The organism is Pseudomonas sp. KSR10 (genome assembly GCF_022355455.1).
GTDB classification, from domain to species: domain Bacteria; phylum Pseudomonadota; class Gammaproteobacteria; order Pseudomonadales; family Pseudomonadaceae; genus Stutzerimonas; species Stutzerimonas stutzeri_E.
The window spans coordinates 2,695-22,372 of sequence record NZ_JAKOEN010000022.1; the positions used below are offsets into that span (position 1 = coordinate 2,695).

Annotated in this window: 22 protein-coding genes, 1 tRNA gene and 1 pseudogene; 18 read left to right on the plus strand and 6 right to left on the minus strand. The window is 59.3% G+C overall.

What is annotated here, in order from left to right:
• Nucleotides 1–399 (minus strand): annotated as a pseudogene (locus MCB86_RS17665) (hypothetical protein); the annotation flags it as partial.
• Nucleotides 400–531: 132 nt separating this feature from the next.
• The gene (locus MCB86_RS17670; RefSeq protein WP_239611689.1) at nucleotides 532–1,233 is read right to left on the minus strand and encodes an SOS response-associated peptidase family protein; all 702 of its coding nucleotides are present in this window, start codon (nucleotides 1,231–1,233) and stop codon (nucleotides 532–534) included.
• 352 nt (nucleotides 1,234–1,585) lie between these two features.
• On the opposite strand from MCB86_RS17670, the gene lptF reads away from it, so the two are divergent.
• Together lptF and lptG are read left to right on the plus strand one after the other, a co-directional pair.
• Nucleotides 1,586–2,707 (plus strand): LPS export ABC transporter permease LptF, encoded by a 1,122-nt coding sequence (lptF, locus tag MCB86_RS17675; protein ID WP_239611691.1) that lies wholly within the window; start codon nucleotides 1,586–1,588, stop codon nucleotides 2,705–2,707.
• A complete protein-coding gene (gene lptG, locus MCB86_RS17680) occupies nucleotides 2,700–3,761 on the plus strand; it encodes an LPS export ABC transporter permease LptG (RefSeq protein ID WP_239611692.1) in 1,062 nt (353 codons plus the stop codon). Before lptF ends, lptG begins: the two co-directional genes overlap by 8 nt.
• Nucleotides 3,762–3,904: 143 nt before the next feature.
• Here lptG and MCB86_RS17685 read toward each other — a convergent pair whose 3' ends face one another.
• The 3 genes from MCB86_RS17685 to MCB86_RS17695 form a co-directional block, all read right to left on the minus strand.
• Entirely contained in the window at nucleotides 3,905–4,402 is a 498-nt protein-coding gene (locus tag MCB86_RS17685; protein ID WP_045163158.1) for an RDD family protein, read from the minus strand.
• A 96-nt stretch (nucleotides 4,403–4,498) separates the two neighbouring features.
• Complete coding sequence (locus MCB86_RS17690; protein WP_003284681.1) at nucleotides 4,499–4,711, minus strand: cold-shock protein; 213 nt, start codon at nucleotides 4,709–4,711, stop codon at nucleotides 4,499–4,501.
• 440 nt (nucleotides 4,712–5,151) lie between these two features.
• Nucleotides 5,152–5,238 (minus strand) — tRNA-Leu (locus MCB86_RS17695).
• A gap of 116 nt (nucleotides 5,239–5,354) precedes the next feature.
• Here MCB86_RS17695 and queA point away from each other — a divergent pair.
• The 6 genes from queA to MCB86_RS17725 all read left to right on the plus strand — a co-directional run bounded on the left by queA (nucleotide 5,355) and on the right by MCB86_RS17725 (nucleotide 11,375).
• Complete coding sequence (queA, locus tag MCB86_RS17700; protein WP_239611694.1) at nucleotides 5,355–6,404, plus strand: tRNA preQ1(34) S-adenosylmethionine ribosyltransferase-isomerase QueA; 1,050 nt, start codon at nucleotides 5,355–5,357, stop codon at nucleotides 6,402–6,404.
• A 14-nt stretch (nucleotides 6,405–6,418) separates the two neighbouring features.
• Nucleotides 6,419–7,534 (plus strand): tRNA guanosine(34) transglycosylase Tgt, encoded by a 1,116-nt coding sequence (gene tgt / locus MCB86_RS17705; protein ID WP_196298686.1) that lies wholly within the window; start codon nucleotides 6,419–6,421, stop codon nucleotides 7,532–7,534.
• 41 nt (nucleotides 7,535–7,575) lie between these two features.
• Entirely contained in the window at nucleotides 7,576–7,905 is a 330-nt protein-coding gene (yajC, locus tag MCB86_RS17710; RefSeq protein WP_021209500.1) for a preprotein translocase subunit YajC, read from the plus strand.
• A 67-nt stretch (nucleotides 7,906–7,972) separates the two neighbouring features.
• A complete protein-coding gene (secD, locus tag MCB86_RS17715) occupies nucleotides 7,973–9,841 on the plus strand; it encodes a protein translocase subunit SecD (RefSeq protein WP_045163156.1) in 1,869 nt (622 codons plus the stop codon).
• 12 nt (nucleotides 9,842–9,853) lie between these two features.
• Nucleotides 9,854–10,762 (plus strand): protein translocase subunit SecF, encoded by a 909-nt coding sequence (gene secF / locus MCB86_RS17720; protein ID WP_239611695.1) that lies wholly within the window; start codon nucleotides 9,854–9,856, stop codon nucleotides 10,760–10,762.
• Between the two features lie 79 nt (nucleotides 10,763–10,841).
• On the plus strand, nucleotides 10,842–11,375 hold the full coding sequence (locus tag MCB86_RS17725; RefSeq protein WP_045163154.1) for a glycine zipper 2TM domain-containing protein: 534 nt from the start codon (nucleotides 10,842–10,844) through the stop codon (nucleotides 11,373–11,375).
• Nucleotides 11,376–11,428: 53 nt separating this feature from the next.
• On the opposite strand, the gene suhB is transcribed toward MCB86_RS17725, so the two are convergent.
• Nucleotides 11,429–12,244, minus strand: a complete 816-nt coding sequence (gene suhB, locus MCB86_RS17730; RefSeq protein ID WP_025242617.1) for an inositol-phosphate phosphatase — start codon at nucleotides 12,242–12,244, stop codon at nucleotides 11,429–11,431.
• Between the two features lie 150 nt (nucleotides 12,245–12,394).
• Here suhB and trmJ point away from each other — a divergent pair, with 150 nt between their 5' ends.
• The 10 genes from trmJ (at nucleotide 12,395) to iscX (ending at nucleotide 19,628) form a co-directional block, all read left to right on the plus strand.
• Nucleotides 12,395–13,171 carry a tRNA (cytosine(32)/uridine(32)-2'-O)-methyltransferase TrmJ gene (trmJ, locus tag MCB86_RS17735; RefSeq protein WP_045163153.1) on the plus strand — a complete coding sequence of 259 codons (777 nt, stop codon included), beginning with the start codon at nucleotides 12,395–12,397 and terminating at the stop codon, nucleotides 13,169–13,171.
• The gene (cysE, locus tag MCB86_RS17740) at nucleotides 13,171–13,947 is read left to right on the plus strand and encodes a serine O-acetyltransferase (RefSeq protein WP_239611697.1); all 777 of its coding nucleotides are present in this window, start codon (nucleotides 13,171–13,173) and stop codon (nucleotides 13,945–13,947) included. Before trmJ ends, cysE begins: the two co-directional genes overlap by 1 nt.
• A 181-nt stretch (nucleotides 13,948–14,128) precedes the next feature.
• Nucleotides 14,129–14,620 (plus strand): Fe-S cluster assembly transcriptional regulator IscR, encoded by a 492-nt coding sequence (gene iscR, locus MCB86_RS17745; RefSeq protein ID WP_045163151.1) that lies wholly within the window; start codon nucleotides 14,129–14,131, stop codon nucleotides 14,618–14,620.
• 30 nt (nucleotides 14,621–14,650) lie between these two features.
• Nucleotides 14,651–15,865, plus strand: a complete 1,215-nt coding sequence (locus tag MCB86_RS17750) for an IscS subfamily cysteine desulfurase (protein WP_045163150.1) — start codon at nucleotides 14,651–14,653, stop codon at nucleotides 15,863–15,865.
• 47 nt (nucleotides 15,866–15,912) lie between these two features.
• A complete protein-coding gene (iscU, locus tag MCB86_RS17755) occupies nucleotides 15,913–16,305 on the plus strand; it encodes a Fe-S cluster assembly scaffold IscU (RefSeq protein ID WP_045163149.1) in 393 nt (130 codons plus the stop codon).
• Nucleotides 16,306–16,315: 10 nt separating this feature from the next.
• Nucleotides 16,316–16,639, plus strand: coding sequence for an iron-sulfur cluster assembly protein IscA (iscA, locus tag MCB86_RS17760; RefSeq protein ID WP_021209490.1), 324 nt, complete (start codon nucleotides 16,316–16,318; stop codon nucleotides 16,637–16,639).
• 7 nt (nucleotides 16,640–16,646) lie between these two features.
• On the plus strand, nucleotides 16,647–17,168 hold the full coding sequence (hscB, locus tag MCB86_RS17765; protein ID WP_239611699.1) for a co-chaperone HscB: 522 nt from the start codon (nucleotides 16,647–16,649) through the stop codon (nucleotides 17,166–17,168).
• 41 nt (nucleotides 17,169–17,209) lie between these two features.
• Nucleotides 17,210–19,072 carry a Fe-S protein assembly chaperone HscA gene (hscA, locus tag MCB86_RS17770; RefSeq protein ID WP_239611700.1) on the plus strand — a complete coding sequence of 621 codons (1,863 nt, stop codon included), beginning with the start codon at nucleotides 17,210–17,212 and terminating at the stop codon, nucleotides 19,070–19,072.
• 5 nt (nucleotides 19,073–19,077) lie between these two features.
• The gene (gene fdx / locus MCB86_RS17775) at nucleotides 19,078–19,416 is read left to right on the plus strand and encodes an ISC system 2Fe-2S type ferredoxin (RefSeq protein ID WP_045163286.1); all 339 of its coding nucleotides are present in this window, start codon (nucleotides 19,078–19,080) and stop codon (nucleotides 19,414–19,416) included.
• Between the two features lie 14 nt (nucleotides 19,417–19,430).
• Nucleotides 19,431–19,628 carry a Fe-S cluster assembly protein IscX gene (iscX, locus tag MCB86_RS17780; RefSeq protein ID WP_045163146.1) on the plus strand — a complete coding sequence of 66 codons (198 nt, stop codon included), beginning with the start codon at nucleotides 19,431–19,433 and terminating at the stop codon, nucleotides 19,626–19,628.
• Nucleotides 19,629–19,678 lie beyond the last annotated feature (50 nt).

A 19,678-nucleotide genomic window follows, 5' to 3' on the forward strand; every position in this document is an offset into this window, starting at 1 on the left:
CGTGGCCGTAATGTAGCGCTTCCCATCGACGTGTCCGATGGGTACACGCTTGTGCTTGCAGATGGCTTCTAGGCCGTTGGCGGTGCGTTCTATCCGGGCGTCGTACTCGGCGGGTCGCCGGTCCCTGGTGTCAGCGCCGAAATAGACTCGGACGGAGCGCAGCTCGCCCATGCGCACGCCGGCACGGTAGATGCCGTAGCAGCCGGCGTGCAGGAAATACCTGTGCAGGATCTGCAGTTCTTCGGCCTCATGCATATAAGCCGCTTCGGCAAGCTCATCCATATCAAACCGCTCCAGCGCATCTATCACGCCCCGGCGAAACAGGTCCTCGGTCAGTGTGAGCAAGTTGTCGCGGAAAATCCGAGGCATGTCGCGCAGCATCTCGGCGTCGTTGAGCATCCTCTGCCACCGCTCAAGCGCTGCGTCTATTCGTTCTGGCGCTGAAATATCCCGGCCCATAGGTCACCCAATACTGTATCTATATACAGTATCAGGCGAGGCATTCGAATTTCGAGGCTGACAGACGGGCGGCTACAGCACAGGGTCGGTGATCCGCTCGATGAGGTGCGCGCCTTCGTTCCGCACGTTTCCTACGGCTCGATCGACCGGGTACCAGTCGAACTCCTCTACGCCGAGGCTGTGTTCGAGTGCGATCTCCTCAGCCTCGTCTGGCGACAGCTCCGGGTCCATCCAGTGCAGCGCGCACTCTGCCGATAGAACGACAGGGCGTCGGTCATGGATATCAATCATGCCCACGTCGCTCGATGCGGTGATAATCACGAACCCGTCGCCATCTCTCGGCTCAGTCATTCCGCCGCGCTGGAACTGGCCGATAGCGGCCATGAAACACGGCTCGCCGGTCTTCAACCGGATCAGGTACGGCTGTTTGACTTTTGGATTGGCCTCGTCCTTCTTCCACTCATACCAGCCATCAGCCGGCACGATGGCCCGGCCACTTGACCAGATGCTCTTGAAGAACTTGCCTGTTGCCGCCGTCTCGACGCGCGCGTTCTTGGCTGGTGGCCGCTTCCCTTTCGCCCAGAACGGTGCGTAGCCCCACGTGACCGGTTCCATGCGTAGCCCATCCTCGTCCTGGTGCAGCAGTTGGACCCGAGACTGCGGCGGCACGTTGTAGCGGCCGATCGGCTCGGCGCTCACTCCGCTGACTAGCGAAAGCCTCAACGCCTCCATGTATTCGATGGGGTAACGGTACTGCGTGATTCGTCCGCACATGGCATCGCCTCGCTGCTCGATGAGCAGTAGACCGCCGAGTAGGGTGCGGGTTGCTGCTTATCAGCCGACCGGAGAGGACGTCGCTCCGTACCAATTTTTGTACCACATAATGCGTTTGCCAGCGGTTTTCGGCATCGTGCGATGTCAAAACGCTCAGGGAATTCGCGCACCCGTCTTTCCGTGACACGCGAAAGTAATCGCAGGATAATGCCGGGCTTATTTTCCGGTGGTTCGTTCACCGGGGCGTTGGTACGTATTGCGTGATGTCCAACGTCCTGTTGCGGGCGGACCGGCTGCTTGGCGGCTAGTTTGAGCGTAGCCGCCGGAGCCTGACAACCCTGGAGTGTCCGGTTTGATCGTCTTTCGTTACCTGTCCCGTGAGCTGCTGGTCACCCTGAGCGCGGTTAGCGCCGTGCTGCTGGTGATCATCATGAGTGGTCGCTTCATCAAATACCTGGCGCAAGCGGCGCAGGGGCTCCTCGATCCGGGGGTGCTGCTGATGATCATGGGGTTCCGCCTGCCAGGGTTTCTTCAATTAATCCTGCCGTTGGGGCTGTTTCTCGGCATCCTGTTGGCCTACGGTCGGCTCTATCTCGATAGCGAGATGACCGTTCTTTCCGCTACGGGCATGAGTCAGCGTCGCCTGCTGGCCTACAGTCTGGCACCGGCGGCGCTGGTTGCTGGCCTGGTCGGCTGGCTCAGCCTCGGGTTAGCACCGCAGGGTGTGGCCGAGGTGGATCGCATCCTCAATGAGCAGGACTCGTTGACCGAGTTCGATACGCTGGTTCCGGGGCGCTTTCAGACCCTGCGCGACGGCACTCGCGTGACCTATACCCGTGAATTGACCGCCGATCGAACCGAGTTGGCCGGCGTTTTCATCTCCGAAACCAACCGTTCCAGCGCGACGGGCAAGCAGCGTGGACTGTCTGTGTTGGTCGCGGAGAGCGGTCGCCAGGAAATTCAGCCCGATGGAAGCCGTTACCTGATTCTGGAAAACGGCTATCGCTATGATGGCACTCCCGGGCAGGCCGACTACCGGGCGATCCAGTACGACACTTACGGTGTGCTTTTGCCCAAGCCGGAAATCAGCGTTGAAGTGAGCGAGCGCGAGGCGATGCCTACCCGCGAATTGCTCGGCAGCGACAACGTTCGGCTGCAGTCCGAGCTGCAATGGCGGCTGTCGTTGCCGTTACTGGTATTCATCGTCACGCTGCTGGCGGTGCCGTTGTCGAAGGTTAATCCGCGCCAGGGGCGTTTCCTCAAGCTGCTGCCTGCCATTCTCCTGTACATGGCTTACCTGACCTTGCTGATTGCTGCCCGTGGTTCGCTGGACAAGGGGCGTATCCCTCCGGCGCTGGGGCTCTGGTGGGTGCATGGAGTCTTTTTTGTTATAGGGATGCTGATGCTCTACTGGGAACCGTTGCGACTCGCGATCGACAAGCGTCGCGCCATGGCGGGGGCTGCTCATGCGTAAGCTTGACCTCTACATCGGTAGTCATGTGCTGCTGGCCATTCTGACCGTGCTCGGCGTCATCGTCGGTCTGGCGTTGCTGTTCGCCTTCATCGATGAGTTGGGTGATGTGAAAGGTAGCTACGGTACGTTGGATGCGGCTGTTTACGTGCTGCTGACGACGCCCAAGCGGGCCTACGAAATGCTGCCGATGGCGGCACTGATCGGATGCCTCATCGGCCTTGGCACGCTTGCCAGTAGTAGCGAGCTGACCGTCATGCGGGCCGCCGGAGTGTCGCTCGGGCGCATCGTGCTGGCGGTGATGAAGCCGATGCTGCTGCTGATGCTGATCGGCGTGCTGATTGGTGAGTACGTGGCGCCCTGGAGCGAAAATGTCGCCCAGGCCAGTCGCTCCTCGGCACAGGGTTCAGGTGAAGCGCAAAGTAGCAAGCATGGGCTCTGGCATCGTCAGGGCGATGAGTTCGTGCACATCAACGCGGTTCAGCCGGGCGGTCTGTTGCTCGGCGTTACCCGCTATCGTTTCGACGAGCAGCGGCAGCTGTTATCGGCAAGCTTTGCCCGTCGGGCACGCTACGACGGTGACGAGTGGCTGCTCAGTGATGTCGCCACGACGCATTTCCGTGGTGACCATACCGAGATTGCCAAAGCCGCCGAAGAGCATTGGGACGTACAGCTGACGCCGCAGCTGGTCAGTACGGTGATCATGGAGCCGGAGGCCTTGTCCGTCACTGGTCTGTGGCGCTATATCCATTACCTCGATGACCAGGGTTTGAACAACGCTCGCTACTGGCTGGCATTCTGGACCAAGGTGCTGCAGCCAGCGGTAACGGTGGCCTTGGTGCTGCTCGCGATCTCGTTCATCTTCGGGCCGCTGCGTTCGGTGACGCTCGGGCAGCGCATCTTTACCGGTGTGATCGTCGGTTTCGTGTTCCGCATTCTGCAGGATCTGCTGGGTCCGGCCAGTCAAGTGTTCGGTTTCTCGCCTTTGTTGGCAGTGGCGGTGCCGGCCAGTATTTGTGCGTTGGCAGGTGTCTGGTTGCTGCGACGTGCGGGATAGCCGGAAGGCGCTACGGGTGCTGGACCAGAGGCAAGGAAGCCAAATAGGTCGTAGGAGCGGTAAGGCGGGACGACGAAGGGGCGTCGGGAGACGGCGCCGGGCGACTTGGTGGTCAACCCAGCGCTGCTTGTTTCGCTTCTAGCTTATTTCTTATGGATGTTCTTCGGCAATTGAACGACCTGGCTCTCCGAATACATGTCGTGCCAGGTGCGATGCTGTTTGTCCCATAGCATCCACCAGTAGCCCAGTCCCAGGGCGAGCCACGACATAATTGCGATCAGAAAGCGAAGCAGTGCCTGCCAGAGATCGATCGCGGTTCCGTCGACATTCTGTATCCGCACGCCCCAGACCTGCATGCCAAGCGTCTGGCCGTTGTGTGTCCAGAACTTGGCGAAAAAGGCGAACACGGTGAATAGCAAGAGCGTTGAAAGTACGGGATCGATATCCAGGCCTCCAGATTCCGCCAGTGCTTTGAGCCCTTCGCTGCCGTAGAAGAAGCGCAGAATTACCTGCTGGTAGAGCAGGGTGACGACCATCATCAGCGCGATCGAGAGAAACGAGTCGTAAAACAGGGCGGCGAGTCGGCGAATCAGGCCGGCCGGAGGAAACTGCCCCTGCGGGCGAAGCGGATGGTTGCGCATAGACGTCTCGATGGAAAAGGCAGCTGCGCATTCTACGGAATCGTGCGCATAAAAAAGCCCCTGATATTGCAATCAGGGGCTCTTCGAAGCAGCGGCTTATTCCTGGATTTGAACCTGGTCAGCCTGCATGCCTTTTTGACCTTGTACGGCGACAAAGCTGACTTTCTGACCTTCTTTCAGGCTCTTGAAGCCGTTGCCTTCGATCGCGCGGAAATGCACGAACAGATCCGGACCGCTCTCGGGAGTGATGAAACCAAAACCTTTCTCGTCGTTAAACCACTTGACGGTACCGTTCTGACGATTCGACATAGCTTTGTATCCTTGAAACTCAATAGTAGAAGCGCCCCTGCATCGGGCAGGAGGCGGAGACTGGTTGCAAGGAGTAAAGAGTCGAACGGGATGTAGCGGATCTGAAGATCTACTGCACCAGGTCACGATTCAACGGCGACCCATGCAAACACAGTGGGCACACTCTACGATAACTCGCCGGGCGATGCCAAGCCCTCGGAGTCATGGAGTGGTCCACTGCAAGCGCCGCCGTTATCGGCACGTTCTTCAGGTGTTGCGGGCGCTCTGGCGATTCGCCGACGCCACAACCGTTCAATACGACTGGAGCAGGCGCCTTGCTGAGCTGGGCTCGATGAGCCTGTTGCCGTTGCCCAATACATGAAGCATGGGCTGTGGGTGATGCCGCTACTGCTGTGCGGTTCCCGTACCAAAGGCTGTCGGCTGCCTGTGGTGTCTGATTATGGTGCCTCGAGAGAGACTCGAACTCTCACGTTGTTACCAACGGCGGATTTTGAATCCGCTGCGTCTACCGATTCCGCCATCGAGGCACAGTGGCGGCGCAGTATAGGGATGCGAGGCGAGTCGGTCAATCGTCCGGCGTGGTCAGATTGAGGTGTTTCCGCTAAGCTTTGCGCCCCCGATGCCCCGCGCTGATCTTTTTCAAATGCAAGTTTCCGATTTTTCCTTTCAACTTCCCGATTCGCTGATTGCTCGCCACCCGCTGGCCGAGCGTCGTGCCAGCCGTTTGCTGGTGCTCGACGGGCCGACCGGTCGGCTGGAGCACCGTGGTTTCCCCGAGCTGCTCGATTATCTGCGTCCCGGCGATCTGATGGTTTTCAACAATACGCGGGTCATTCCGGCGCGCCTCTTCGGGCAGAAGGAAACCGGCGGAAAAGTTGAGGTGCTTGTGGAGCGCGTGCTCGATGATCGCCGCGTGCTGGCTCATATCCGTTCCAGCAAATCGCCCAAATCCGGTGCGAAAGTTCATATCGACGGCGGTGGGGAGGCGCTGATGCTGGCGCGCCATGACGCTCTGTTCGAGCTGGAGTTCGATGAAGCTGTACTGCCCCTGCTCGAGCGCGTCGGGCATATGCCGTTGCCCCCTTATATAGATCGGCCGGACGAAGCTGCTGACCGTGAACGCTATCAGACGGTTTATGCGCAGCGGGCGGGCGCGGTCGCCGCGCCAACAGCAGGTCTGCATTTCGATGCGCAACTATTGGCGGCGCTGAAGGAAAAAGGCGTCGAGAGCGCGTTCGTCACGCTGCACGTGGGGGCTGGGACCTTTCAGCCGGTGCGAGTCGAGCGCATAGAAGAGCACCATATGCACCGCGAGTGGCTGGAGGTCGATCAGGGTGTGGTCGATGCGGTTGCGGCGTGCCGTGCTCGCGGCGGCAGGGTGATTGCAGTCGGGACCACCAGCGTGCGCTCGCTGGAAAGCGCTGCGCGTAACGGCATACTCAAGGCGTTCAGCGGCGACACCGACATTTTTCTTTACCCAGGCAAACCCTTCCATGTGGTCGATGCGCTGGTCACCAATTTCCATCTGCCCGAGTCAACGCTGCTGATGCTGGTCTCGGCGTTCGCGGGCTATCCGGAAACCATGGCTGCTTACGCTGAGGCCATCGCCAGGGGTTACCGCTTTTTCAGTTACGGTGATGCCATGTTCATCACTCGCAATCCGGCCCCCCGTAGCCCCGAGGATTCACAATGAGTCGCACCTGCCACATGTCTTTCGAACTGCTCGCCACCGAAGGGAGGGCACGCCGTGGGCGATTGACCTTCCCGCGCGGCACGGTAGAAACCCCAGCATTCATGCCGGTGGGCACCTATGGCACGGTGAAAGGCATGTTGCCACGTGACGTAGAGGGTATCGGTGCGCAGATCATCCTCGGCAATACCTTCCATCTCTGGTTGCGGCCGGGTACCGAGGTGATCAAGGCGCATGGCGATCTGCATGATTTCATGCAGTGGCACGGACCAATTCTGACCGACTCCGGCGGTTTTCAGGTGTTCAGCCTTGGGGCGATGCGCAAGATCAAGGAGGAGGGTGTCTACTTTGCCTCGCCTGTCGATGGCGCCAAGGTGTTCATGGGGCCGGAAGAGTCGATGCAGGTGCAGCGAGATCTGGGCTCCGACATCGTGATGATCTTCGACGAATGCACGCCTTATCCGGCCGATGAGGAGGTGGCGCGGCGCTCGATGGAGCTATCGTTGCGCTGGGCGCGCCGCTCCAAGGACGCGCATGGCGACAGTCCTGCGGCGTTGTTCGGCATCGTTCAGGGAGGCATGCACGAGTCGCTGCGCATGCGCTCGCTGGAGGGCTTGTGTGAGATTGGCTTCGATGGCTTGGCCATCGGTGGGCTCTCGGTTGGTGAGCCCAAGGAAGAAATGATTCGCGTGCTGGATTTCCTTCCACCGCAGATGCCAGCTGACAAACCGCGCTATCTGATGGGGGTGGGCAAGCCGGAAGACCTGGTCGAGGGCGTGCGCCGTGGCGTGGATATGTTCGATTGCGTGATGCCGACCCGCAATGCGCGTAATGGCCACCTGTTCACTGATAGTGGGGTGATCAAGATTCGCAACGCCGTACACCGACACGACGACTCGCCATTGGATGCCGGTTGCGATTGTTACACCTGCAAACACTTCTCCCGCGCTTATCTGCATCATCTCGACAAATGTGGCGAAATGTTGGGCAGCATGTTGAATACAATCCACAACTTGCGTCATTACCAGCTTCTGATGGCTGGTTTACGCGATGCTATCCAACAGGGTACATTGGCGGCCTTTGTCGACGCCTTCTATGCCAAGCGCGGCCTGCCAACGCCGCCGCTTGCGTGACGAACCCATAACTAAACTGATCTCTGCAACAGGAGTGCTACATGAGCTTTCTGATTCCCGCCGCCTACGCTCAAGAGGCTGCCGCTGGTCCCGCTGGTAGTGGCTTCGAGTGGCTGTTCCTGGTTGGTTTTCTGGTTATCTTTTATCTGATGATCTGGCGCCCTCAGGCCAAGCGCGCCAAAGAACATAAGAACCTCATCGGCGGCCTGCAGAAGGGTGACGAAGTGGTTACCTCCGGTGGTATCGCGGGCAAGGTCACCAAGGTTTCCGATGACTTCGTCGTGATCGAAGTTTCCGATTCGGTGGAGCTGAAGTTCCAGAAGGTGGCGATTGCCGCAACGCTGCCCAAAGGCACGCTGAAAGCCATCTGAGCTGACTACTACTCAACACCAACGACGGGGCGCGCAAGGCGCCCCGCGTCATTAGACGGGCTGCGTCATGCTCAATAGATTCCCTCTCTGGAAATACCTGCTGATCGTAGTAGTGCTAGGCATTGCCTTCATCTATTCCGCTCCCAATCTGTATCCGGACGATCCGGCCGTTCAGGTCACTGGTGCTACAACCTCGCTGAACGTCACCGACGCCGATCTCGATCGTGCCAGCAAGGCGCTTGCGGAGGCCGGTATCGAGGTCAAAGCGGCGAGCCTGGACGAGCAGGGTCGTGGCGGCTTGTTACGGCTGGCCAACCAGGACGACCAGTTGCCAGCCAAGGATGTCGTGCGACGCGCGCTGGGTGATGCTTATGTGGTTGCGCTCAATCTTGCGCCCACCACGCCCGAGTGGCTACGCAACTTGGGGGCCAGCCCGATGAAGTTGGGTCTGGACCTGTCGGGGGGCGTGCACTTCCTGCTTGAAGTCGATATGGACAAGGCGATCGAGACTCGTCTGAACGTCTATGAAGGCGAGGTCAAGAGCCTGCTGCGTAAGGAGCGTGTTCGTTACCGCAGTCTCCCCCAGGCGGACAACGCTGTGCAGCTCGGGTTTGCCGACGAAGCTGCGCTCTCGGCAGCTCAATCACTGATCCGCAAGAGCTTCAACGATTTCGAGCTGACCTCCAGCGAGCGCAATGGACAGCATGTATTGCGCCTGGCAATTACTGAGGCCAAGCTGGCGGAGATTCGCGAGTATTCGATCAAGCAGAACCTTACGACCGTGCGCAATCGGGTCAATGAGCTGGGAGTTTCCGAGCCGTTGGTTCAGCGCCAAGGTGCCAATCGCATCGTCGTCGAGCTGCCAGGTGTGCAAGATACCGCCGAGGCCAAGCGCATTCTGGGCAAGACCGCCAATCTAGAGTTTCGTCTGGCCGCCGAGGCCGACGCATCACGCGCGACAACTGAGACCTTCGGATTCCGCGAGGAAGGTCGCCCTCCCGTACAGCTCGAGCGCAGCCTGATCATCACAGGTGACCAGGTCACCGACGCTCAGGCCAGCTATGACGAGAATGGCCGTCCGCAGGTGAACATTCGTCTGGATGGGCATGGCGGCGATCTGATGAACCGCGCCACCCGCAACAACGTTGGTCGCAGCATGGCGGTGATCTTCATCGAGCAGCGTCCGGTCACGCGTTATGTCAAGAAGATGGTCGACGGCGTCGAGCAGGAATCGCGCGTCGAGACCTTCCAGGAAGAGAAAAGCATCATCAGTCTGGCGACAATCCAGTCGCCACTGGGTAGTCAGTTCCGTATCACTGGACTGGATGGTCAGGGTGAATCATCCGAATTGGCGCTATTGCTGCGTGCTGGCGGGCTCGCGGCACCAATGTACTTCGCCGAGGAGCGCACCATCGGCCCGAGCTTGGGTGCAGAGAACATCAAGCTCGGCATCGAGGCTGCGCTGTGGGGCTTTCTCTTCGTCGCGGTTTTCATGGTGCTGATCTACAAGTTCTTCGGCGTCCTGGCGACGATTGCCCTGTTGTTCAACATGGTGGTGCTGACAGCGCTGATGTCGATGCTGGGCGCCACGCTGACGCTGCCTGGTATCGCCGGTATCGTGCTGACGATGGGCATGGCGGTCGACGCCAACGTGCTGATCTTCTCGCGTATCCGGGAGGAAATTGCCAATGGCATGTCCATCCAGCGCGCGATCCATGAAGGCTTTGACCGGGCGTTTTCCGCGATCGTAGACGGCAACCTGACCACGCTGCTGGTCGGCGGCATCCTGTTCGCCATGGGCACGGGGCCGATCAAGGGCTTCGCCGTCACCCTCTCGCTCGGGATCATGACCTCCATGTTCACCGCCATCATCGTGACCCGCGCCATGGTCAACCTGATCTACGGTGGCCGCGATCTCAAGAAGTTGTGGATTTAAGGGGCTAGCACGATGAAACGCGTAATCAATTTCATGGGCGTGCGTCATGTGGCGTTTGCCCTGACCGTACTGCTCACGCTTGTCTCGCTCGGTAGCTTGGCGGTGAAAGGTTTGAATTTCGGCCTGGACTTTACCGGCGGCACGTTGATCGAGCTGTCCTATGAGCAGCCGGTGCCCTTGGATCAGGTGCGGACGCAGCTCTCCCGGTCTGGCTTCGACGGCGCCGTGGTGCAGAGCTTTGGTGCCACGACCGACGTGTTGGTAAGGATGCCGGGCGACGATCCGATGATGAGCGAGCGCATTGCTGATGCATTGCGTGGTGGTGAAGGCGCCAGTGCCGTCACCGTCAAGCGTGTCGAGTTCGTCGGGCCGGCGGTTGGCGAGGAGCTTCGCGACCAGGGTGGGTTGGGCATGCTGCTCGCCCTCGGTGGCATCCTCGTCTATGTCGCCTTCCGGTTTCAGTGGAAGTTCGGGCTGGGCGCGGTGCTTTCGCTGTTTCACGACGTGGTACTGGTGCTCGGGGTCTTCTCGTTGTTCCAGATCACTTTTGATCTGACTGTTTTGGCGGCGGTGCTTGCGGTAATCGGCTACTCGCTTAACGACACCATCGTGATCTTCGACCGGATTCGTGAGAATTTCCGCGTTCTTCGGAAGGCGGAGCTCTTGGAGAATATCAATATTTCAACCACGCAGACCCTGCTGCGTACGCTGGCCACCTCGGTGTCTACCTTGCTGGCGGTTGGTGCGCTGATGTTCTTCGGTGGGGAAAATCTTTGGGGCTTCTCGTTGGCGTTGCTGATAGGTGTCGGGGCGGGGACCTACTCGTCGGTGTATGTCGCGGGGATGTTGCTGGTGTGGCTGAAGCTTACTCGTGACGATCTGATTCCGCCTGTCGTTGAAGAGGTGGACGAGCTGCCCTGACTTGATTTTTTGAACTTCTGTCCCGCTGCGCTGACTAACGGGCGCAGCGGGCCTGGCCCGCCAGAAGAAGGGAAGTTAAATGAACAAGTCGATGCTGGTAGGTAGTGTTCTGGGTGCTGTAGTCGTCACTGCTGGCGGGGCATTCGCCACCTATTCACTGGTTGATCGAGGGCCGAAGTTCGCCGAAGTGTTGGCCGTTGAGCCTGTCAAGGAAACTATTAAGACGCCGCGTGAGGTTTGCCGAGAGGTATCCGTCACGCGGCAGAAGCCCATCCAGGACAGCAATCGAATTGCCGGGACGGCGGTGGGAGCGGTCGTCGGTGGCTTGCTGGGCAATCAGGTCGGCGGAGGTAATGGGAAGAAGATTGCCACCGTTGTCGGTGCGGTAGGGGGCGGCTATGCCGGTAATCAGGTACAGGGCCGTATGCAGGCGAATGACACCTACACCACTACTGAAACCCGCTGCAATACGGTAACCGACAGCCATGACAAGATCGTTGGTTACGACGTCAAATATGATCTCGGCGGAGAGATCGGTCAGATTCGTATGGATCGGGATCCGGGCAGCAAAATTCCGTTTCGCGACGGCCAATTGGTGCTGACGCAGCAGTGAGCTGACTGTAAAAGAAAAAAACGCCCGTCTGGGCGTTTTTTTTGAGCCGTTTTCTAGCGCTTCAGCGAGGGCGTCAGGTGTGGCTGGATCGCCGTCAGTACGGCCTTGAAACACTTAGTGTTGCCGGCGACGATCTGGCCTTTCTCAAGGAAATCGTGGCTGCCGCTGAAGTCGCTGACCAAGCCACCAGCTTCCTGAATCAGTAGCGCGCCTGCCGCCATGTCCCATTCGGAAAGACCGAATTCCCAGAACGCGTCGTAGCGGCCGGCCGCAACATAGGCGAGATCGAGGCTGGCGGCGCCAGCGCGGCGCAGGCCTGCGGTCTGTCCAACCAGGCTGCGGAACATGTTCAGGTAGCTGTCCATGTTGTCCATCTGGCCGTCGCGGAACGGGAAGCCTGTTCCGAGGAGTGCGCCTTCCAGGCTCTTGCGTGTGCTAACTCGCAGGCGGCGACCGTTGAGTGCGGCGCCTCGACCGCGGCTGGCAGTGAATTCTTCCTGGCGCACCGGGTCGAGGACCACGGCATGCTCGAGGCGACCACGGTATTTGCAAGCGATGCTGACGGCGTAATGCGGGACGCCGCGCAGAAAGTTGGTCGTGCCATCCAGCGGATCGATTACCCAGAGGTAATCCGCGCCATCGCCGCTGCCCTCCAGCAAACCGCCTTCCTCGCCAAGAATGCCGTGGTTCGGATAGGCTTTGCGCAGCGCCGCAACGATGAGCTGCTCTGCGGTGCGGTCGATTTCCGAGACGTAATCGCGCGCGTCCTTTTCGCTAACCGAGATCACGTCCAGGCGCTCGGTGGAACGAACAATCATTTCGCCGGCGCTACGGGCGGCGCGCAGCGCGATATTCAGCATGGGCTGCATCGATCAAATACCTGGTCGTTTAAAGAAAGCCGGCAATTCTATCAGAAAGCTTGGTCGGGTGTTACGTGGTTGGAGCGCATTGGGACAGCAATAGCGGAGGCCTCGGGCGTTCCTGTAAGCTTTCGGTTTGCTTTCCTGTCGAGAACAACAGTGTCGCTTCAGAACATTCGTGTAGTGCTGGTCAATACCAGTCACGCCGGCAATATTGGCGGGGCGGCCAGGGCGATGAAAAATATGGGCTTGTCTCGCCTGGTACTGGTGGACCCCCAGGACTTTCCGAGCCCGAATGCCGTTGCGCGGGCATCGGGTGCGACTGATGTGCTGGACTCAGCGCAGGTGGTCGAGACCCTTGAAGAGGCTTTGGTGGGCTGCAGTCTGGTGTTCGGTACCAGTGCTCGTGATCGGCGCATACCTTGGCCGTTGCTGGATCCGCGCGAAACCGGGTCAGCCTGCGTGGAGCAGGTTCAGAGGGGCGGGGAGGTTGCGTTGGTATTCGGGCGCGAATATGCAGGGCTTACCAATGAAGAGCTGCAGCGTTGCCAATACCATGTCCATATTCCGTCAGATCCCGAGTTCAGCTCATTGAACCTTGCCGCTGCCGTGCAGGTGATTGCCTATGAGGTACGTATGGCATGGCTGGCTGCGAACAATCAGCCAAGCAAGCAGGAGAAACTCGAAACCACCTCGATGCTCGATGTGCAGCCAGTCACCGCAGACGAACTCGAGCATTACTACGGACATCTCGAGCAGACCTTGATTGAGATCGGTTTTCTCGATCCTCAGAAGCCTCGTCATCTCATGCCTCGCCTGCGCAGGCTCTACGGTCGCAGCGGTATCAGCAAGTTGGAAATGAATATCCTGCGCGGAATTCTTACCGAAACCCAGAAAGCCGTCCGCGGCGAACCCCATAAGCGGAGATCTGATTGATGTTCGAACGCATGCGCGAAGATATCCAGAGCGTTTTTCACCGCGATCCGGCAGCGCGTAACGCATTCGAGGTCATTACCTGCTATCCGGGATTGCATGCTGTCTGGTTTCATCGGGTTTCCCATTGGTTGTGGCTGAACGACTGCAAGTGGCTGGCGCGTATGAATTCGAACCTGGCGCGCTGGCTGACGGGGATCGAAATTCATCCAGGCGCGCAGATTGGACGGCGTTTTTTCATCGATCACGGTATGGGTATCGTCATCGGTGAGACTGCCCAAATCGGTGACGACGTGACCCTTTATCATGGGGTCACTCTCGGTGGTACCAGCTGGAACAAGGGCAAGCGGCATCCCACGCTCGAGGACGGTGTGATCGTCGGGGCGGGCGCGAAGATTCTTGGTCCGTTCACTGTGGGGACGGGCGCCAAGGTCGGCTCCAATGCGGTGGTTACGCGGGCGGTTCCGGCCGGTGCGACCGCGGTCGGTATCCCTGGGCGCGTGATCGTCAAGTCGAATGACGAGCAGGAAGCCAAGCGCAAGGCGATCGCCGAGAAGATCGGTTTCGACGCCTATGGGGTGACGGAAGACATGCCCGATCCAGTGGCGCGTGCCATCGGCCAGTTGCTCGATCACGTTCAGGCTGTCGAAGAGCGCATGGAGGGCATGTGCCAAGCGTTGACTGCTCTTGGCAGCGATTACTGTGCAAAGCAAATGCCTGAGTTGCGTGAAGAGGACTTCGCCGAAGTCAAAGACGTGGGTGACGAGCCTCGTCCTTGAAGTGCGATGGACGGGGTGGGCTGCTATCATAGGCGCCTCTCGCTGGCGGGGTGACAGAGCCTCGCCGACCAGCTGCGTTACTTGTACGGCTAAAGTCCGAGTGATTTAATCAGTCTTATAGTTGATCTAAATAGTCGGGTATTGCATACTTGCCCCAAACCATGATGCTTGGTGCGAACCGATGCGATTGACTACCAAAGGCCGTTACGCCGTCACTGCGATGCTCGATCTCGCGCTGCATGCGCAACACGGGCCGGTGTCCCTTGCGGACATTTCCGAGCGGCAAGGCATCTCGCTTTCCTACCTAGAACAGCTATTCGCCAAGTTGCGCCGTGGGAGCTTGGTTACCAGCGTTCGTGGGCCGGGTGGTGGTTATCAGCTTTCCCGCGAGATGGCTGGCATTCAAGTCGCGCAAGTCATCGATGCGGTCAATGAGTCGGTCGATGCCACCCGTTGCCAGGGGCTGGGCGATTGCCACTCGGGCGACACCTGTTTGACCCATCATTTGTGGTGCGATCTGAGCCAACAGATCCATGAATTTCTAAGCGGTATCAGTCTGGCCGACCTGGTGATGCGTCGTGAGGTTCAGGAAGTAGCTCTGCGCCAGGATATGCGACGAGCCAATGGTCAGAATGCACACCTGGATAAGATCGAAGCGTCCGCCGTCGAGTGAGCAGGGCGCCTGCCTGATAGGAGATACCTGATGAAGTTGCCGATTTACCTGGATTACTCCGCTACCACACCGGTCGACCCTCGCGTTGCCGAGAAAATGGTCGAATGCCTGACTGCCGAAGGCAATTTCGGCAACCCGGCATCGCGCTCCCACGCTTTTGGTTGGAAAGCCGAAGAGGCTGTCGAGAATGCCCGACGGCAAGTCGCCGAGCTGGTCAATGCGGACCCTCGCGAAATCGTCTGGACGTCCGGTGCGACCGAGTCGGACAACCTGGCGATCAAGGGTGTCGCGCACTTCTATGCCTCTAAGGGCAAGCACATCGTGACCAGCAAGATCGAGCACAAGGCCGTTTTGGATACGACCCGCCAGCTCGAGCGGGAGGGTTTCGAAGTGACTTACATCGAGCCGGGTGAAGATGGCGTGATCACGCCGGCAATGGTCGAGGCCGCGCTGCGCGACGACACCGTGCTGGTTTCCATCATGCACGTGAACAACGAAATCGGGACGATCAACGATATCGCCGCCATTGGTGAGCTTACCCGTTCGCGCGGCGTGTTGTTCCATGTCGATGCTGCGCAGTCCACCGGCAAGGTCGAGATCGATCTGGAAAGCATGAAGGTCGACCTGATGTCTTTCTCCGCTCACAAGACCTACGGGCCCAAGGGCGTCGGCGCGCTGTATGTACGCCGCAAGCCGCGCGTACGCCTGGAAGCGCAGATGCACGGCGGTGGTCATGAGCGCGGCATGCGCTCGGGTACCCTTGCGCCGCACCAGTCGGTGGGTATGGGGGAGGCGTTTCGCATTGCCAAGGAAGAAATGGCTGCTGAGAGCGAGCGCATCACCAAGCTGCGCGACCGTTTCTTCAAGCGAGTCGAGCACTTGGAAGAGTTGTATGTGAACGGCAGCATGACCTCGCGGGTGCCGCACAATCTGAACCTGAGCTTCAACTATGTTGAAGGCGAGTCGCTGATCATGGCGCTCAAGGACCTCGCGGTGTCTTCCGGTTCGGCCTGTACTTCTGCGTCGCTGGAGCCTTCCTATGTGCTCCGCGCGCTGGGCCGCAACGACGAACTCGCTCACAGCTCGATCCGTTTTACCTTTGGCCGCTTCACCACCGAAGAAGAAGTCGACTACGCCGCGCAGAAAGTAAGCGAGGCGGTTACCAAGTTGCGTGAGCTTTCACCCTTATGGGACATGTTCAAGGATGGCGTCGACATCTCGCAGGTCGAGTGGGCTGCCCACTGACCCGATCCGTCGAGCTCCGCATAGCCTGATTCAAAGAGGATTGCACCATGGCATACAGCGATAAGGTCATTGACCATTACGAAAATCCCCGCAACGTCGGTAAGTTCGACGCTGAGGATCCCACCATCGGCACCGGCATGGTCGGCGCCCCGGCTTGCGGCGATGTAATGCGCTTGCAGATCAAGGTCAACGAACAAGGCATTATCGAAGATGCCAAGTTCAAGACCTATGGTTGTGGCTCGGCCATCGCCTCCAGCTCCCTCGCGACCGAGTGGATGAAGGGTAAGACGCTGGAAGAGGCGGAAACCATCAAGAACACCCAGCTGGCTGAAGAGTTGGCATTGCCGCCAGTGAAGATTCACTGCTCGGTGTTGGCCGAAGACGCCATCAAGGCGGCCGTTCGCGATTATCGTGAGAAGAAAGGGTTACCACAGGCGTAAGGAGGTATCGATGGCTATCAGCATGACGACCGCCGCCGCCAATCACGTACGCCGCTCGCTGGAAGGGCGCGGCAAGGGGCTTGGGGTCCGGTTGGGTGTTCGTACAACCGGTTGCTCAGGTCTGGCCTATGTGCTCGAGTTCGTTGACGAAGCGGCCGCAGAAGATTCGGTATTCGACAGCCACGGCGTGAAGGTCATCATCGATCCCAAAAGCCTGGTTTACCTTGACGGAACGGAGCTCGATTTCGTCCGGGAAGGGCTGAACGAGGGCTTCAAGTTCAATAATCCCAACGTGCGTGGCGAATGCGGCTGCGGCGAGAGCTTCAATATCTGAGGACGCTGTGGGAACTCCCTGTCATTACGCGCTGTTCGAGTTGCAGCCTGCCTTCGATATAGACCTGGACATGCTCTCGTCTCGTTACCGCGAGCTCGCACGCAAAGTCCATCCTGATCGGTTTGCTGATGCTGGTGAAACCGAACAGCGCCATGCCATCGAGCGTTCGGCAAATCTGAACGAGGCCTATCAGACCTTGAAAAGCCCGTCGCGACGGGCCCGCTATCTGCTGACGCTGCAGGGGCGAGAGATGCCGCTGGAGGCTACCGTTCAGGATCCTGTTTTCCTCATGCAGCAGATGCAGTGGCGAGAAGAGCTCGAAGAGCTGCATGACGAAGCGGATATGGCCGGTGTCGCGTCTTTCAAGGTTCGCCTCAAGGCTGCTCAGCTCGACCTCAACGATTCGTTTGCGCGCATATGGCAGGATGAATCACAGCGCGCCGAGGCGGAGCGGCTTGTGCGTCGGATGCAGTTCCTCGATAAGCTCTCCCAGGAAGTGCGCCAGTTAGAAGAGCGCCTCGACGACTAACCACGCGTAGCCCCAGACGCTGCGCCCGATATCAGACAGAAATGGCCTTACTTCAGATAGCTGAACCCGGACAAAGCCCGCAACCTCACCAGCGTCGTCTGGCGGTTGGTATCGATCTGGGCACCACCAACTCACTTGTGGCCGCGTTGCGCAGTGGTGTCACGGCGCCGCTGGCCGATGCCGACGGCGAGGTCATTCTGCCTTCCGCGGTACGTTATTGCGCCGATCGCGTCGAGGTGGGGCGGGCTGCAAAGCGCGCTGCCGCCAGCGATCCGTTGAACACCATCCTCTCGGTCAAGCGCCTGATGGGACGCGGTGTCGGTGATGTGAAGCAATTGGGTGGACAGCTGCCTTATCGCTTCAGCGAAGGGCAATCGCAAATGCCTTTCATCGAGACGGTACAGGGCGCCAAGAGCCCGGTGGAGGTTTCGGCTGAAATCCTTCGCGAACTGCGAGAGCGGGCAGAAGCGGTTCTCGGGGGGGAGCTGGTCGGCGCGGTGATCACGGTGCCTGCATACTTCGACGAGGCGCAGCGGCAAGCGACCAAGGATGCCGCACGACTGGCCAATCTCAACGTGTTGCGTCTGCTCAACGAGCCTACCGCCGCTGCAGTCGCCTATGGTTTGGACCGTGAGGCTGAGGGTGTCGTAGCGATCTATGACCTAGGTGGCGGAACCTTCGACATTTCCATCCTGCGCCTGACCAAGGGTGTTTTCGAGGTGCTGGCTACCGGTGGCGATACCGCGCTTGGTGGTGACGACTTCGATCATGCCATCGCTGGCTGGATACTCGCCCAGGCGGGTGTGTCCGACGATCTCGATCCAGGGGCGCAGCGAGATATATTGAAAGTTGCCTGTGACGCCAAAGAGCAGCTCAGCGATGCCGAATCCGTAGAGGTGCGCTATGCCGGTTGGCAGGGTCTTCTGACTCGTGCCACCTTCAACGAACTCGTCGACCCAATGATTTCTCGTAGCCTCAAGTCGTGTCGGCGCGCATTGCGCGATTCGTCTGTCGAGCTCGAAGACGTTCATGCGGTGGTCATGGTGGGCGGTTCCACCCGCGTGCCACGCGTCCGTGAGCGGGTCGGCGAAATGTTCGCTCGCGACCCGCTGACCGACATTGACCCTGATCAGGTGGTTGCCATCGGTGCAGCGATCCAGGCCGAGACCCTGGCGGGCAACAACCGGGATGGCGAAGAGCTCCTGCTACTCGACGTAATACCGCTGTCGCTGGGGCTGGAGACCATGGGGGGGTTGATGGAAAAGATCATCCCTCGCAACACCACCATCCCAGTCGCTCGCGCACAGGATTTCACCACCTACAAGGATGGCCAGTCGGCCATGATGATCCACGTATTGCAGGGCGAGCGAGAACTCATCGCCGACTGTCGATCGCTGGCCCGCTTCGAGCTGCGAGGCATTCCCCCAATGGTGGCGGGTGCGGCTAAGATTCGTGTCACCTTTCAGGTTGACGCCGACGGATTGCTCAGCGTGTCTGCCCGTGAGCTGGCGTCCGGCATTGAGTCGAGCATTCAGGTGAAGCCTTCCTACGGGCTGACTGACGGTGAGATCGCTCGCATGCTGGAAGACTCCTTTCACAAGGCCAGCGAAGACAAAACGGCCCGTGCGCTGCGCGAACAGCTAGTCGATGCGCAACGGTTGATTGAAGCGGTCGAGGGAGCTCTGGCGGTGGACGGCGAGCGTTTGCTCAGCGAGGAGGAACGTGTGTCGATCGAGTCGCAGATGCAGGTTCTGCGGGAGCTGCTCGATAGCCAGGACGGTGTGGCGATCGAGCGCCAAGTCAAGCGCCTGAGCCAGATTACCGATGCCTTTGCCGCGCGCAGGCTGGATTCCACCGTCAAGGCTGCATTGGCCGGACGGCGGCTTAACGATATCGAGGAATGACCCAGATGCCGCAAATTGTTTTCCTGCCCCATGCCGACCATTGTCCCGAAGGGGCTGTAGTGGAGGCGCAGCCTGGCGAGACGGTGCTCGATGCCGCGCTGCGAAACGGTATCGATATCGAGCATGCCTGCGAAAAGTCCTGTGCTTGCACGACCTGTCACGTGGTGATCCGTGAGGGCTTTGCGTCGCTGGAGGCCTCTGACGAGCTGGAAGATGACATGCTGGATAAGGCGTGGGGCCTCGAGCCGAGCTCTCGGTTGTCCTGTCAGGCAGCCGTTGCGGATGTAGATCTGGTGGTCGAGATTCCGAAATACACCATCAACCAGGTCTCCGAAGGTCATTGAGGGCGAGGTGAAGCATGGCGCTTAAATGGGGTGATGTGCTGGACATCGCGATCGAACTGGCTGAGCGTAAGCCGGATGTGGATCCCCGTTACGTAAACTTCGTCGAGCTGCATCGCTGGGTCGTCGAGTTGCCGGATTTTGCCGACGACCCGCAACGCGGCGGCGAGAAAGTCCTCGAAGCCATCCAGGCCGCCTGGATAGAAGAAGCCTAGAGGCCGGTTTCGACAGTGCTGTATGCATGTAACGTCGATACAGCCTCTCG

Coding starts and splice junctions, on each gene's coding strand:
- MCB86_RS17670 (WP_239611689.1), bottom strand. CDS start 1,233: ATGTGCGGACGAATCACGCAGTACCGTTACCCCATCGAATACATGGAG.
- lptG (WP_239611692.1), top strand. CDS start 2,700: ATGCGTAAGCTTGACCTCTACATCGGTAGTCATGTGCTGCTGGCCATT.
- MCB86_RS17685 (WP_045163158.1), bottom strand. CDS start 4,402: ATGCGCAACCATCCGCTTCGCCCGCAGGGGCAGTTTCCTCCGGCCGGC.
- MCB86_RS17690 (WP_003284681.1), bottom strand. CDS start 4,711: ATGTCGAATCGTCAGAACGGTACCGTCAAGTGGTTTAACGACGAGAAA.
- queA (WP_239611694.1), top strand. CDS start 5,355: ATGCAAGTTTCCGATTTTTCCTTTCAACTTCCCGATTCGCTGATTGCT.
- tgt (WP_196298686.1), top strand. CDS start 6,419: ATGTCTTTCGAACTGCTCGCCACCGAAGGGAGGGCACGCCGTGGGCGA.
- yajC (WP_021209500.1), top strand. CDS start 7,576: ATGAGCTTTCTGATTCCCGCCGCCTACGCTCAAGAGGCTGCCGCTGGT.
- secD (WP_045163156.1), top strand. CDS start 7,973: ATGCTCAATAGATTCCCTCTCTGGAAATACCTGCTGATCGTAGTAGTG.
- secF (WP_239611695.1), top strand. CDS start 9,854: ATGAAACGCGTAATCAATTTCATGGGCGTGCGTCATGTGGCGTTTGCC.
- MCB86_RS17725 (WP_045163154.1), top strand. CDS start 10,842: ATGAACAAGTCGATGCTGGTAGGTAGTGTTCTGGGTGCTGTAGTCGTC.
- suhB (WP_025242617.1), bottom strand. CDS start 12,244: ATGCAGCCCATGCTGAATATCGCGCTGCGCGCCGCCCGTAGCGCCGGC.
- cysE (WP_239611697.1), top strand. CDS start 13,171: ATGTTCGAACGCATGCGCGAAGATATCCAGAGCGTTTTTCACCGCGAT.
- iscR (WP_045163151.1), top strand. CDS start 14,129: ATGCGATTGACTACCAAAGGCCGTTACGCCGTCACTGCGATGCTCGAT.
- MCB86_RS17750 (WP_045163150.1), top strand. CDS start 14,651: ATGAAGTTGCCGATTTACCTGGATTACTCCGCTACCACACCGGTCGAC.
- iscU (WP_045163149.1), top strand. CDS start 15,913: ATGGCATACAGCGATAAGGTCATTGACCATTACGAAAATCCCCGCAAC.
- iscA (WP_021209490.1), top strand. CDS start 16,316: ATGGCTATCAGCATGACGACCGCCGCCGCCAATCACGTACGCCGCTCG.
- hscA (WP_239611700.1), top strand. CDS start 17,210: ATGGCCTTACTTCAGATAGCTGAACCCGGACAAAGCCCGCAACCTCAC.
- fdx (WP_045163286.1), top strand. CDS start 19,078: ATGCCGCAAATTGTTTTCCTGCCCCATGCCGACCATTGTCCCGAAGGG.
- iscX (WP_045163146.1), top strand. CDS start 19,431: ATGGCGCTTAAATGGGGTGATGTGCTGGACATCGCGATCGAACTGGCT.